General features: G+C 71.5%; 13 protein-coding genes. 5 read left to right on the forward strand and 8 right to left on the reverse strand.

All coding sequences use genetic code 11. The annotated features are described in order from the left end of the window. Positions 1-105 precede the first annotated feature (105 nt). On the reverse strand, positions 106-870 hold the full coding sequence (locus tag ACIGG8_RS21320; protein ID WP_350525938.1) for a polyprenol monophosphomannose synthase: 765 nt from the start codon (positions 868-870) through the stop codon (positions 106-108). A 329-nt stretch (positions 871-1,199) separates the two neighbouring features. Between ACIGG8_RS21320 and manA the strand changes: the two genes are divergently transcribed. Continuing rightward, positions 1,200-2,399 (forward strand): mannose-6-phosphate isomerase, class I, encoded by a 1,200-nt coding sequence (manA, locus tag ACIGG8_RS21325; protein WP_396549825.1) that lies wholly within the window; start codon positions 1,200-1,202, stop codon positions 2,397-2,399. Between the two features lie 67 nt (positions 2,400-2,466). Here the strand turns inward: manA and ACIGG8_RS21330 are convergent, their stop codons facing one another. Next, on the reverse strand, positions 2,467-3,813 hold the full coding sequence (locus ACIGG8_RS21330; RefSeq protein ID WP_396549827.1) for an acyltransferase family protein: 1,347 nt from the start codon (positions 3,811-3,813) through the stop codon (positions 2,467-2,469). Positions 3,814-3,936: 123 nt separating this feature from the next. Next, positions 3,937-5,571, reverse strand: a complete 1,635-nt coding sequence (dnaB, locus tag ACIGG8_RS21335; protein ID WP_396549828.1) for a replicative DNA helicase — start codon at positions 5,569-5,571, stop codon at positions 3,937-3,939. A 450-nt stretch (positions 5,572-6,021) separates the two neighbouring features. On the opposite strand from dnaB, the gene ACIGG8_RS21340 reads away from it, so the two are divergent. Further along, positions 6,022-7,347, forward strand: coding sequence for an MATE family efflux transporter (locus ACIGG8_RS21340; RefSeq protein WP_350525934.1), 1,326 nt, complete (start codon positions 6,022-6,024; stop codon positions 7,345-7,347). Between the two features lie 117 nt (positions 7,348-7,464). Here the strand turns inward: ACIGG8_RS21340 and rplI are convergent, their stop codons facing one another. From rplI to rpsF, 4 genes are all read right to left on the reverse strand, one after another. After that, entirely contained in the window at positions 7,465-7,911 is a 447-nt protein-coding gene (rplI, locus tag ACIGG8_RS21345; protein ID WP_350525933.1) for a 50S ribosomal protein L9, read from the reverse strand. 17 nt (positions 7,912-7,928) lie between these two features. Beyond that, positions 7,929-8,165, reverse strand: a complete 237-nt coding sequence (gene rpsR / locus ACIGG8_RS21350; RefSeq protein WP_030059640.1) for a 30S ribosomal protein S18 — start codon at positions 8,163-8,165, stop codon at positions 7,929-7,931. Between the two features lie 79 nt (positions 8,166-8,244). Next, positions 8,245-8,850, reverse strand: a complete 606-nt coding sequence (locus tag ACIGG8_RS21355; RefSeq protein WP_396549830.1) for a single-stranded DNA-binding protein — start codon at positions 8,848-8,850, stop codon at positions 8,245-8,247. Positions 8,851-8,946: 96 nt separating this feature from the next. Then, entirely contained in the window at positions 8,947-9,237 is a 291-nt protein-coding gene (rpsF, locus tag ACIGG8_RS21360; RefSeq protein WP_063348486.1) for a 30S ribosomal protein S6, read from the reverse strand. Between the two features lie 317 nt (positions 9,238-9,554). Here rpsF and ACIGG8_RS21365 point away from each other — a divergent pair, with 317 nt between their 5' ends. The 3 genes from ACIGG8_RS21365 (at position 9,555) to ACIGG8_RS21375 (ending at position 12,203) form a co-directional block, all read left to right on the forward strand. Next, positions 9,555-9,854, forward strand: a complete 300-nt coding sequence (locus ACIGG8_RS21365; RefSeq protein ID WP_350525931.1) for a hypothetical protein — start codon at positions 9,555-9,557, stop codon at positions 9,852-9,854. Between the two features lie 182 nt (positions 9,855-10,036). Further along, positions 10,037-11,155, forward strand: a complete 1,119-nt coding sequence (locus ACIGG8_RS21370; RefSeq protein ID WP_396549833.1) for a lipid II:glycine glycyltransferase FemX — start codon at positions 10,037-10,039, stop codon at positions 11,153-11,155. A 13-nt stretch (positions 11,156-11,168) separates the two neighbouring features. Next, on the forward strand, positions 11,169-12,203 hold the full coding sequence (locus ACIGG8_RS21375) for an alanine racemase (RefSeq protein ID WP_396549835.1): 1,035 nt from the start codon (positions 11,169-11,171) through the stop codon (positions 12,201-12,203). Between the two features lie 27 nt (positions 12,204-12,230). Here the strand turns inward: ACIGG8_RS21375 and ACIGG8_RS21380 are convergent, their stop codons facing one another. Further along, the gene (locus tag ACIGG8_RS21380) at positions 12,231-13,808 is read right to left on the reverse strand and encodes a glycosyltransferase family 87 protein (RefSeq protein WP_396549837.1); all 1,578 of its coding nucleotides are present in this window, start codon (positions 13,806-13,808) and stop codon (positions 12,231-12,233) included. Positions 13,809-13,832: the final 24 nt, after the last annotated feature.

The following is a 13,832-nucleotide window of genomic DNA, read 5'->3' on the forward strand; positions in this document are numbered from 1 at the left end:
ATGCGGAAGGGCTCGGACATGCGGAAGGGCCCGCCCGCTGTCACCAGCGGACGGGCCCCTCACACACGTGGATCCGTTGTCATCGGCGCTTCCCGCGCCGGTCGTTCAGCGCTTCCGGGCGCCGCGCAGCCGGGCCAGCCGGTCGGAGAGACCCCAGGAGGTCACCCGCCACAGCGCCTCGACCACGATGTTGCGGCTCATCTTGGACGCGCCCAGCTCGCGCTCGACGAAGGTGATCGGCACCTCGGCGACCTTGAACCCGGCCTTCACCGTGCGCCAGGCCAGGTCGACCTGGAAGCAGTACCCGGCCGAGGCGACCTCGTCCATGCCCAGGCCCAGCAGGGTCTCCTTGCGGAAGGCCCGGTAGCCGCCGGTGACGTCCTTGATCGGCACGCCCAGCATCAGCCGGGAGTAGGTCGAGCCGCCGCGCGAGAGCAGCAGCCGCGACTTCGGCCAGTTCACCACCCGGCCGCCCGGCACCCAGCGGGAGCCCAGCACCAGGTCGGCGCCGCGCAGCGCGCCCAGCAGCCGGTCCAGCTCCTCGGGCTGGTGCGAGCCGTCCGCGTCCATCTCGACCAGGACGTCGTAGCCGTTGTCGATGCCCCAGCGGAAACCGGCCAGGTAGGCGGCGCCCAGGCCCTCCTTGCCCTTGCGGTGCATGACGTGCACGTTGGGGTCCTCGGCGGACAGCTTGTCGGCCAGCTCGCCGGTGCCGTCGGGGCTGTTGTCGTCGGCGACCAGCACGTGCGCCTCGGGCACCGCGGCGCGGACCCGGCCGACGATCCGCTCGACGTTCTCCGCCTCGTTGTAGGTCGGGATGATCACCAGGACCCTGCCGAGATCAGCAAAACTCTGCTGGTTCACGGTCACGTACAAACCTCTCGGCCGATGGCGGGGAATCTCACAGCACCGTCGCCCGCACGCTGGAACGCGGCTCCACCGGCTGCCCTCCGACGGGGTGGTCACGGTGGAGAACTGCGCGCAGGGCGGAGACTACTGCGTGCTGGCATCCTACTACCGCGCCCGGGAACCACCGGTCCGCCCATGGCACTCCCACCGGACGCCCACCGTTTCCCCGTGGGTGACACCGTTCGGCTAGGGTCGATGCCCTTGCCCGTGCCCGGACCGCCCGCACCGCCGGGCTCGCCCCCGGCGATCCGGCACGCCCGCACAGACCGTGAAGGAGTAGGACCGCGCGCATGGACAGGCTCGTCAACACCGTCCGCCCGTACGCCTGGGGGTCGCTCACGGCCCTGCCCGAACTGCTCGGGCAGCAGCCGACCGGCGAGCCGCAGGCCGAGCTGTGGATGGGCGCCCACCCCGGAGACCCGTCCCGCGCCGACCGCGGGGACGGCCCGCGCCGGCTGGACGAGCTGATCGCGGCCGATCCCGAGGGCGAACTGGGCGCCGCGAGCGTCGCCAGGTTCGGCCCGACCCTGCCGTTCCTCTTCAAGGTCCTCGCCGCAGGCACCCCGCTGTCGATCCAGGCGCACCCCACGCTCGACCAGGCCCGCGCCGGCTTCGCCGCCGAGAACGCCCTCGGCATTCCGCCGGACGCCCCCGAGCGCAGCTACCGCGACGCCAACCACAAGCCCGAAATGGTCTGCGCACTGGGCGACTTCGAGGGCCTGTGCGGCTTCCGCCGGCCCGCCGAGGCGGCCGAGCTGATGGCCCGGCTCTCGGTGAACGGCCTGGAGCCGCTGATCGACCTGCTGGGCGTCGAGGACGAGGCCGAGGCGCTGCGCGGCACCCTGGCCGCCATCCTCACCATGGACGACGAGACGGCCGCGAAGACCGTCCGGGAGACCGCCGAGACGCTGGCGGAGTACGACACCGGGGACCCGGACTGGTACTACGCCCCGTACGCCCGGATCGCCAAGGACTTCCCGGACGACCGCGGCCTGATCGCCGGCATGCTGCTCAACCACGTCCGGCTGCGGGCCGGCGAGGCGCTCTACCTGGGCGCCGGGGTGCCGCACGCCTACCTGTCCGGCGTCTGCGTCGAGTTGCAGGCCAACTCCGACAACGTGCTGCGGGCCGGCCTCACCCCGAAGCACATCGACGTGCCGGAGCTGCTGAAGGTCGTGGTCTTCGAGAGCGGCGCCCCCGAGGTGGTGGCCCCCGTCCCGGTCGGGGACACCCCGGGCGAGGAGCTCTACCCCGTCCCGATCGACGAGTTCCGGCTCTCCCGGTTCACGCTGGACGGCGTCGAGCGCACGATCGACGGCCGCACCCCGCAGATCCTGCTCTGCACCGAGGGCGGTGTCCGGCTCACCGGCGCCGACGGCACCGTCCTGGAGCTCGCCCGCGGCGGCTCCGCCTTCCTCCCCGCGACCGGCACCCCGACCCGCCTCTCCAGCGCGGCCGGCACCGTCTTCCGCGCCACGGTGACCATCTGACCGGCGGACGCCGACGCGCCACCGACCGGGGCCGGGCAGCGGGAACCCTCCCGCTGCCCGGCCCCGCTCAGTCGCCCGGCTTCCCCGGCCCCTCCGGCAGCTGCGGCGGCCACCGCCGGTTCGCCGCGGTGGTCAGCCTGCGGCCCAGGTTCTGGAACGGCAGCTCCACCAGCCGGTACACCGCCCAGCAGACCGCCAGCAGCACCGCGAAGTACCCCAGCACCCACGACCACCGTTCCACGAACGGCATCGCGGCCAGCTTCTCCGGGTAGCGGGTGCCGTCCCAGCCGAGCCGCCACAGCAGGAACCTCTTGACCGGCCAGTGCAGCAGGTAGACCGAGTAGCTCACCGCCCCCAGCCGGACCAGCGGGCGGGCCAACCGCCGGTTGCGCAGCAGGAAGAACACGCCGAACGACGCCCACGCCGCCAGGTAGGCGAAGGTCCACGCCGACCAGCTGAAGGTCGAGGTCGCGTCCGCCATCGCGCCCCGGTTGTACATCGGGCCCACGAGGGCGCCCGCCACCACCACGAAACCGACCGTCAGCCAGGCCTCGATCCGCTCGACCTGCCCGTGCTGCGCGCGGTAGACCACCGTGCCCGCGAACATCGTCGCGAAGATGGTGAAGGTCTCGTAGGCCGGCGTCCGGCCGTTGGTGAACACCAGCAGCAGGCCGAGCCCGCCCAGCAGCAGACCGCCGGTCCGGGCCAGGGAAGCACGGCCGCTGAGCATGCAGAACACGCCCGTGGCCACGATGACCACGGCGGCGACCACGAGGTTCCTGATCGCGTCGAGGCTGGTCTGCAGGCCGTAGGACGGGATCAGGACGCCCAGCGCGAGGGCGATCGCCGCCGCCCCGACCGCGATCGGTGCGCTGCGCCGGTGCAGGCCGAACGTGAAGAGGCTGCTGACGAAGAAGTAGAAGAGCATCTCGTACGTCAGGGTCCACATGATGCCGAGCCCGTTCACCACGCCCAGCACGTCCGTCAGCATCAGGCCGTTGCCCCCCAGCCAGAGCAGGTCGTGCCCGTAGCCGTCGAAGGTGAGGACCTGGTACGCGTGCGGCAGCACCAGCTCGGCGAAGAGCACGGTGACGATCAGCGCCGGGTAGATCCGGAAGATCCGGCCGATCCAGAAGGCCCGGACGTCACCGCGCCGCTCCAGGGAGGCCGGGATGATGTACCCGCTGACGACGAAGAACGCCATGACCCCGTAGAAGCCGAGGTCGAAGTGGGCCGCGACGGTGCCGCCGTGCGGGACCAGCTTCAGGATGTCGAAGTGATGGGCCGTCACGGCCAGCGCGGCGATCCCGCGCAGCGCGTCCAGCCACCCGAGCCGGCTCCCAGGTGCGGCGGCGCGCTCGCGCCGCCCGACCGGCCGCAGCCCCCGTCGGGCCGGCGGCCCCTTGATCGTCATCCGCCGGACACTAGCCCATCCGCCGGACACTAGCCCATCCGGGGGATCGCACCCCGGCCGGGGCCAGCCCCCGGCCGGCCCCTGGTCAGCCCGGTTCCGGATCAGTCCCGGGGGCGCCCCCGGTCAGTCCCGGGTCATGTCGACGAAGCGCGAGTAGTGGCCCTGGAAGGCCACCGTGATGGTCGCGGTCGGACCGTTACGGTGCTTGGCGACGATCAGGTCGGCCTCGCCCGCGCGCGGGGACTCCTTCTCGTAGGCGTCCTCGCGGTGCAGCAGGATGACCATGTCGGCGTCCTGCTCGATCGAGCCCGATTCACGCAGGTCGGAGACCATCGGCCGCTTGTCGGTGCGCTGCTCGGGGCCACGGTTCAGCTGGGAGAGCGCGATGACGGGGACTTCCAGCTCCTTGGCCAGCAGCTTGAGGTTACGGGACATGTCCGAGACCTCCTGCTGGCGGTTCTCGGCCCGGCGGGAGCCGCCGGACTGCATCAGCTGGAGGTAGTCGATGACGATCAGCTTGATGTCGTTGCGCTGCTTGAGCCGGCGGCACTTGGCGCGGATCTCCATCATCGACAGGTTCGGCGAGTCGTCGATGAACAGCGGGGCCTCGCTGACGTCGGGCATCCGGCGGGCGACCCGCGTCCAGTCGTCGTCCGTCATGTTCCCGGAGCGCATGTGGTGCAGCGCGACCCGGGCCTCGGCGGAGAGCAGGCGCATGGCGATCTCGTTGCGCCCCATTTCGAGCGAGAAGATCACGCTCGGCAGCTTGTTGTGGATCGAGCAGGCACGCGCGAAGTCCAGCGCCAGGGTGGACTTACCCATGGCGGGGCGGGCCGCGATGACGATCATCTGGCCGGGGTGCAGGCCGTTGGTGAGCGCGTCGAAGTCGGCGAAGCCGGTCGGCACGCCGGACATCTGGCCGTTGCGGGAGCCGATCGCCTCGATCTCGTCGAGGGCGCCCTCCATGATGTCGGCCAGCGGCGCGTAGTCCTCGTTGGTGCGCTGCTCGGTGACGGCGTAGATCTCCGCCTGGGCGGAGTTGACGATCTCGTCCACGTCGCCCTCGGCCGCGTAGCCCATGCCCGCGATCCGGGTGCCGGCCTCGACCAGCCGGCGCAGCACCCCGCGCTCGGCGACGATCTGGGCGTAGTACTCGGCGTTGGCCGCCGTCGGGACGGAGTTGACCAGGGTGTGCAGGTACGAGGCGCCGCCGACCCGCTGCAGCTCGCCCCGCTTGGTCAGCTCGCCGGCCACGGTGATCGGGTCGGCCGGCTCGCCGCGGGCGTAGAGGTCGAGGATCGCGCCGTGGATCATCTCGTGCGCGGGCCGGTAGTAGTCGGCGGGCTTGAGCACCTCGACCACGTCGGCGATGGCGTCCTTGGAGAGCAGCATGCCGCCGAGGACGGACTGCTCGGCGGCGAGGTCCTGCGGGGGGACGCGCTCGAAGCCGTCCACCCCGCCCTCGCCGTCGCCCTCGCCCCGGCGCTGCCAGCCGCCGTCCCGCTGGCCGCCCTCGCGCGAGGAGCCGTTCCGGCCGCCCTTGCCCCCCTGGAAGCCGCCCTTCTGGAAGCCGTCCTTCTGGAAGCCGTCGCGGCCGCCGCCCTGGCCGCCGCGGCCGCGGGAGACCGGGAGGCGGTCGCCGGGGCCGTCCGGGAAGGGCGCGTCGTCGAAGGCACCGGCCGGGAAGGGGTCCTCGGCGGTCTGCCAGTCCTCCTCCGGCGGCGGGGCGTCGTGGTCGTCGTACTGGGGGCCGGTCACGCGTGTTCCCCGATCAGCGAGTGGTGCGAGTTGGAGCGGGCTTGCCGGTGGCTGGGTGAAGCGGATCCGCTCCTCTTTGTACGCCACGGCTCCGACAAATCGGACGCCGGGGCGGTGCGAGTGTCGGGCGGAGGGCCCACGCTAAAGCGCCGGACGCCCTTGCGCCAAGGCGGTTATCCACAGGGGGTGTGGATGAGCGGCCCCGACCTGTGGAGAACTGCCGCAAAGCTGTGGACACCCCTGTGGACGTCCCTGTGGATAACCGGACCATCGATCCACCGTCAACTTGCTGACCTGGGATTACCTCTTCCCGGGCCTGTGCATGAGAAATTCTTCACACACCTCCGAATGGCTGTGGGCACAGAGTGGTCGAACGGCCCCGGTCAGGATTTCGAGTAATGACCGAATACCCCTGGCAGTCGTTACCTGTGGATGAGTAGCCTGGACGCCATGACCGCCACGCCCTCCAGACGCCGCCACGACCGGGAGATCCTCTCCCTGGCCGTCCCGGCCTTCGGCGCACTGGTCGCCGAGCCGCTCTTCCTGATGGCCGACTCGGCGATCGTCGGCCACCTCGGCACCGCCCAGCTGGCCGGGGTCGGCGTGGCCTCCGCCGCGCTCACCACCGCGACCGGCGTGTTCGTCTTCCTCGCCTACGCCACCACCGCGGCGGTCGCCCGCCGGATCGGCGCCGGGGACCGCCGGGGCGCCGTGCAGCAGGGCGTCGACGGCATCTGGCTCGCCCTGGGGCTGGCCGTACCGGTGGTGCTGCTGACCCTGCTGGTGGCCCCCTGGGTCGCCGACGTGCTGGGCGCCTCGCCGACCGCGGCGCCCTACGCGGTGACGTACCTGCGGATCAGCTCCCTGGGCATCCCGGCGATGCTCATGGTGCTGGCCGCCACCGGCGTGCTGCGCGGCCTGCAGGACACCCGTACGCCGCTGCTGGTGGCCGTCGCGGGCTTCACCGCCAACATCGGCCTGAACGCCGGCCTGGTCTACGGCGCCGGGCTGGGGGTGGCCGGCTCGGCCTGGGGCACCGTGCTCGCACAGACCGGGATGGCCGCCGTCTACCTGGTCGTGGTGGTCCGCGGCGCACGGCGCGAGCGGGCCTCGCTGCGGCCGGACGCGACGGGCATCCGGGCCTGCGCGAGGGCGGGCGGCCCGCTGCTGGTCCGGACGATCAGCCTGCGCGCGGTGCTGATGATCGCCACCGCGGTGGCCGCCCGGCTGGGCGACGACCAGGTGGCCGCGCACCAGATCACCATGACGCTGTTCAGCTTCCTGGCCTTCGCGCTCGACGCCATCGCGATCGCCGGCCAGGCCATCATCGGCCGCTACCTCGGCGGCTCGGACGTCCCGGGTGCCAGGGCCGCGACCCGGCGGATGGTCGAGTGGGGCATCGGCTCCGGCGTGGTACTCGGCCTGCTGGTGGTGGCCGCCCGCCCGCTCTACGTCCCGCTGTTCACGCCCGATCCGGCCGTGCAGGCGCAGCTGGACACCGCCCTGCTGCTGCTCGCGCTCAGCCAGCCGGTCTCCGGCCTGGTCTTCGTGCTGGACGGGGTGCTGATGGGCGCCGGGGACGGTCCGTACCTGGCCCGGGCGGCGCTCGCGACGCTCGCGGTGTTCGCCCCGGCGGCCGTCGCCGTCCCCGCCACCGGCGCCGGGCTGGCCGGGCTCTGGTGGGCGATGAACCTGTTCATGCTGGTCCGCGCGGGCTTCCTGGTCTGGCGCGCCCGCGGCGGCGAGTGGCTGGTCACCGGAGCCGTCCGCGGATAGCGGGCCCGCACCCCGGAGCGGCACCCCGCCCCCGCAGCGGCGGCGGCACCCGTCCCCGGGAACGACCGAGGGCCGGACTCCCGAAGGAGTCCGGCCCTCAAGCCACTGCTACGGAACTCAGGCAGCGACGACCGCGATGTCCAGGTTGGCCTGGACGTCGGAGTGCAGCTTGACCGAGACCTTGTGGGTGCCCACGGTCTTGATCGGCGAGGCGATCGCGACGGCGCGCTTGTCCACAGCCGGGCCGCCGGCGGCCTTGATGGCCTCGACGACGTCGGCCTGGGTCACCGAGCCGAACAGACGGCCGGCGTCACCCGAACGGACGGCCAGCTTGACCTGGACGCCCTCCAGCTGACCCTTGACCTCGTTGGCGGCCTCAAGGGTCTGGATCTCGTGGATCTTGCGGGCGCGACGGATGGCGTCGACGTCCTTCTGACCACCCTTGGTCCAGCGGATGGCGTAGCCGCGCGGGACCAGGTAGTTGCGGGCGTAGCCGTCCTTGACCTCGACGACCTCGCCGGCGGAGCCGAGACCCGGCACCTCGTGCGTGAGGATGATCTTCATTACTCGGTCACCCTCTCTTAGCGCGCGGTGCTGGTGTAGGGCAGCAGCGCCATCTCACGGCTGTTCTTCACGGCCGTGGCGACGTCACGCTGGTGCTGGGTGCAGTTGCCGGTGACCCGGCGGGCACGGATCTTGCCGCGGTCGGAGATGTACTTCCGCAGCAGGTTCGTGTCCTTGTAGTCAACGTAGTTGACCTTGTCCTTGCAGAAGACGCAAACCTTCTTCTTCGGCTTGCGAGCAGGCGGCTTCGCCATTGTGTGCTCCATTTGGGGTTCACGGCCCGGCGGGCGTCCGGGGACGCCGGCGGCCGGGCCGCACGAAATCTGTCAGCTCTTAGAACGGGGGCTCTTCCGAGTAGCCGCCGCCACCACCACCACCGGACGGGGCACCCCAGCCGCCGCCCTGGTTGCCACCGGACGGGGCGCTGGAAGCCCACGGGTCGTCGGAGGGGCCGGACTGGCCGCCGGAGTTTCCACCCCAGCCGCCGCCCTGCTGGCCGCCACCGCCGCCCCAGTTGCCACCGCCCTGGCCGCCGCCCTGCTGGCCGCCGAAGCCGCCACCGGGACCGCCGGACCGGTTGGCCCGGGTGACCTTGGCGGTCGCCGAGCGCAGGCTCGGGCCGACCTCGTCGACCTCGACCTCGAAGACCGTCCGCTTCTCGCCTTCCTTGGTCTCGTAAGACCGCTGGCGCAGTCGGCCCTGCACGATGACGCGCATGCCGCGCTGCAGCGACTCGGCCACGTTCTCCGCCGGCTGCCGCCAGACGTTGCACGTGAGGAAGAGGCTCTCGCCGTCCTTCCACTCGTTCGTCTGACGGTCGAAGGTGCGGGGGGTGGACGCGATGCGGAACTTCGCGACCGCCGCACCCGACGGGGTGAAGCGCAGCTCGGGGTCGTCGACGAGATTGCCGACGAGGGTGATGACGGTCTCGCCTGCCATGGTGGTGATGACCTCTCGGGAAGATGTCCGTTCACCGCTGTTTCACGTGAAACAGCGGACGCGAGCTACCCGAGACCCGAAGGCCTCAGAGGTGGCTCAGTGGGTGTCCGGGCGCAGGACCTTGGTCCGCAGAACCGACTCGCTCAGGCCCATCTGGCGGTCGAGCTCCTTGACGACCTCAGGCGTGGCCTTGAGGTCGATGACCGAGTAGATGCCCTCGGACTGCTTGTTGATCTCGTAAGCCAGACGGCGACGACCCCAGGTGTCGACCTTCTCCACCTTGCCGCCCGCGTTGCGGACGACGGTGAGGAAGTTCTCGATCAGGGGGGAGACAGCGCGCTCCTCGACCGACGGGTCGAGGATGACCATCACCTCGTAGTGACGCATGGGTAACCCACCTCCTTTGGACTCAGCGGCCACGGTCTCTCCGTGGCAGGAGGGTTGTGCGTAGCGTCGGCACCGGTGCGGTGACGACTCCGGCCCACCGTAGCGGGCGGGTCCGACAGTCGGCCCCGCACACCCCGGAGGGGTGTCGCCCGGAAGAGGGCGCAGGGGGGCACAACTACACCAGTGCAGACGGCACAGCCTACCCGCACCCGTACGGCCGAACAAAACGCACAGGGGTTGTGAGACCGGCGCAACCACCGCAGTCTGGACGGAACGGGATTCCTGCCCGTTCGTCTCCACGCCTGGAGGTGGGACTCATGGCCCAGTCCGTCCACCACATGCCCGCGCTCACGCTGAACACCGACGGCCACCCGCACCCCCGCGAGAACACCCTGGTGGCACTGACCGCCGTCTTCGGCGTGATCGCCTTCACCACCTCGTTCTTCTACAACCTGCACCTGCTGACGTCCTGGACCGGCCTGGCCGGGATCGTCACGGGGTTCTGGGGCGTGTTCGTCTCGGTCACCACCGCCGAGCGCTTCGTCCTGATGGTCTCGCTCGGCGCCTCCGCGGTCGGCTTCTACCTCGGCATCGCCCGCGGCGGCCTCTGGGGCTGATCCGGGCCCTCCGGGCCGGCCCCGCCGGAACCCCTGACGCCCCCGCCGCGTATCTGGAAGAAGACAGGTACGCGACGGGGGCGCCGTCGTGCCCGCAGCGACGGGCGCCCGGGCCCCGGACGATAAGGTCAGCCCGAGAACCCGGGGCCCAATGCAGCCCGACCGACGAGGAGCACCGAGCAATGAGCCTGCGCCTGAGGACGATCACCCGCGAGGAGCACCTCGCCTTCATCAGGAGCCGCGCCTCGGCCAGCCACATGCAGGTGCCGTCGTGGGGTGACGTGAAGGCCGAGTGGCGGTCCGAGTCGATCGGCTGGTTCGACGACGCCGACCAGCTCGTCGGCGCCGGCCTGGTCCTCTACCGCCAGCTGCCGAAGCTCAAGCGCTACCTCGCCTACCTGCCCGAGGGCCCGGTCATCGACTGGTTCGACCGCGACCTCGACCGCTGGCTCTCGCCGATGCTGGCGCACCTGAAGTCGCAGGGCGCGTTCTCGGTGAAGATGGGCCCGCCGGTGGTCATCCGCCGCTGGAACGCCCCCACCATCAAGGAGGCCATCGCCGCCAAGCAGGCCAAGCGGCTGCGCGACGTCGAGGCCGACTGGTACGAGCCGCGCGCCTTCGAGGTGGCCGACCGGCTGCGCAAGGCCGGCTGGCTGCAGGGCGAGGACGGCGGCGCCGGCTTCGGCGACGTCCAGCCCCGCTACGTCTTCCAGGTGCCGCTGGCCAACCGCTCGCTGGACGACATCCACAAGAACTTCAACCAGCTGTGGCGCCGCAACATCAAGAAGGCCGAGAAGAGCGGCGTCGAGGTGTTCCAGGGCGGCTACGACGAGCTGCCGATCTTCCACCAGCTCTACCTGGTCACCGCCGAGCGCGACAAGTTCACCCCGCGCCCGCTGTCGTACTTCCAGCGGATGTGGAAGGCCCTCACCGCCGAGGACCCGAACCGCATGCGCCTCTACATCGCGTACCACGAGGGCGAGCCGCTGGCCGCCACCACGATGCTCGTGGTCGGCGAGCACGTCTGGTACTCCTACGGCGCCTCGGCCAACCACAAGCGCGAGGTCAAGCCGTCCAACGCCATCCAGTGGCGGATGATGCGCGACTCCTACGCCCTCGGCGGCGGGGTGTACGACCTGCGCGGCATCAGTGACACCCTGGACGAGAACGACCACCTGTTCGGACTGATCCAGTTCAAGGTCGGCACCGGCGGCCAGGCGGCCGAGTACCTCGGCGAGTGGGACTTCCCGCTCAACAAGCTGCTGCACAAGGCCCTCGACCTCTACATGTCCCGCCGCTGAGGAGGCTGACCCGATGACGCTGTCGCTCTACCTCGACACCGAACGCTGGCGCACCCACCAGCGCTCCGTCCTCGCCGAGTTCCCCGGCCTGGTGCCGGTCGCCAAGGGGAACGGCTACGGCCTGGGCAACCACCGGCTGGCCGAGGAGGCGACACGGCTGGGCACCGGTGTGCTCGCCGTCGGTACCGCGTACGAGGCGGCCGACGCCGCCGAGTGGTACGGCGGCGAGCTGCTGGTGCTCACCCCGTACCGGGTCGGCGAGGAGGTCCTCCCGCTGCCGCACGCCCGGGTGATCCGCACGGTGGCGAGCGTGGACGCGCTGCGGACGCTGCACGGCACCCGGGTGGTGCTGGAGTGCATGACCACCATGCGCCGCCACGGCGTGAGCGCCGCCGACCTGCAGACCGTCGCCGCCGAGCTGGGCGGCGTCGCCTTCGAGGGCCTGGCGCTGCACCTGCCGATGGACCGGCCGGACGGCTCCAACCCGGTCGAGGAGGTCGCGTACTGGGTGGACACCGCCCGTGTGGCCGGCATCCCGGTGCACACCGTGTTCGTCAGCCACCTCGGCGCGGCCGGCATGGAGCAGCTGGCCCAGCGCTACCCGGAGACCGTCTTCCGGGCCCGGATCGGCACCCGGCTCTGGCTGGGCGACCACGCCGCGCTGGAGGTCCGGGCCACCGTCCTGGACGTCACCCCGGTCAAGAAGGGCGACCGCTACGGCTACCGCCAGCACCCGGCGCCCGCCGACGGCCACCTCCTGGTGGTCGCGGGCGGCACCGCGCACGGCATCGGCCTGGAGGCGCCCAAGTACGTGGCGAGCATGGCCTCGCGGGCCAAGGGCATCGCCCGGGCCGGCCTGGCGACGGTCAACAAGACCAAGTCGCCGTTCCACTGGGCCGGCAAGCAGCTCTGGTTCGCCGAGCCCCCGCACATGCAGGTCTCGCTGCTGTTCCTGGACGGCGAGACCAAGCCCCCCGCGATCGGCGAGGAGCTCGGTCTCCAGGTCCGCCACACCACCACGCACTTCGACCGCGTGGTGGACCGCTAGACCTCCGGACCCGTCACGCGCGACGGGTCACGGCTTCTCGGCCGGCTCCGACAGTTCGGGCTCGCTCAGCCACTGCTCGGGGCCGGCCGGCGCGTACGCGGCGTAGCTCTCCTCCTCGCGCAGCCGTCGGGCGCTGCCCAGCACGACCACGTCCGGCGCGTGGTCGAGCACCCCGCCGGAGGGGTCGTCGCTGCCGTCCCAGCGGACCGGGTCGTGCTCCGGGTGCAGGGCGTCGCGGACCACCAGGCCGACCAGGTAGAGCGTGCCGATCAGGTGCAGCCCGATCGCGAAGTGGTACCAGGCCTCGCCGATCCCGTGCTGCTTGGGCCCGGTGACGAAGCCCAGGTGGGACCAGATGCCCAGGGTGTAGAGCACCTCGCAGGCCTGCCAGATCAGGAAGTCCCGCCAGCGCGGCCGGGCCAGCACCGCGAGCGGCAGCAGCCAGAGCGCGTACTGCGGCGAGTACACCTTGTTGACCAGCACGAACAGCGCGACGACCAGGAAGGCCAGCTGCGCGAGGCGCGGGCGGCGCGGGGCCGAGAGGCCGAGCCACGCTATGGCCAGGCAGCCCAGCACCATCAGCACGCCGATGTAGAGGTCGAGGTCGGCCAGGCCGACGCCGCGGACCTGCATCAGGATCAGCCAGAACGAGCCGTAGTCCTCGCCGCGGTGCTTGCTGAACACGTAGAACGTCGACCAGCCCTGCCAGTTGGCGAGCATGATCGGCAGGTTGACCAGCAGCCAGGCGCCCACCGCGCCGCCGAGCATCACCCGGAACTCGCGCCACTTGCCGGCCCGCCAGCAGAGCACCAGCAGCGGGCCGATCAGCAGCAGCGGGTAGAGCTTGGCGGCGGTGGCCAGGCCGATGAACACGCCGGCCCAGCCCGGCCGGGAGCCGGCCCACCAGGCCATCGCCACGGCGGCGAGCGCGACCGCGAGCAGGTCCCAGTTGACGGTGCCGTTGAGCAGCAGGGTGGGCGCGAGCGCGAACAGCAGCGCGTCCCAGGGGCGGCGGCGGTGGATGCGGGTGAGCGCCACGACCGCGACCACCGCGCAGGCCATCAGCAGCCCGGCGTTGATCGCCCAGAACCACTGCTCCTGGCTCTGCTGGTCGCCCCCGCCGGGCGTCAGCCAGGCCGCGACCTGCATGAACAGGCCGGTCAGCACCGGGTACTCCAGGTACTGCAGGTCCCCCGTGGAGCCCGGGATGCGGTCCACGTACGGGTGCAGCCCGGCCGCGAAGCCGCGCCCGGAGAACAGGTGCGGGATGTCGCTGTAGCAGGCGTGGATGTACTGCGGCGAGCCCGGCTGGAACCAGGCCTGCTCGTAGCAGGGCAGCTTCTGCACCATGCCGAGCACCGAGACCACGATCACCGCGAGCGCCAGGAAGCGCGCCGGGATCCACCAGGAGACGCCGAGCAGCGCCCGGCGTCCGGGCGGCCCGCCGATCACCTCGCTGCCGGCCGCCGCCACCGGGTCCTCGTCGGCCGGGACGACCACGGTGTTGGCCGGCGGCGCGGCCGCGGCGACGGCTTCCGGGGTGGGCCCTGCGAGACCGCCGGACCCGACCGGGCCGGTGGTTTCGTCACGATCGCTCGACGTCATGCCGAACATCCTGCCGCACCATCC

It is taken from the genome of Kitasatospora sp. NPDC085464 (assembly GCF_044541955.1).
Taxonomy (GTDB): Bacteria; Actinomycetota; Actinomycetes; order Streptomycetales; family Streptomycetaceae; genus Kitasatospora.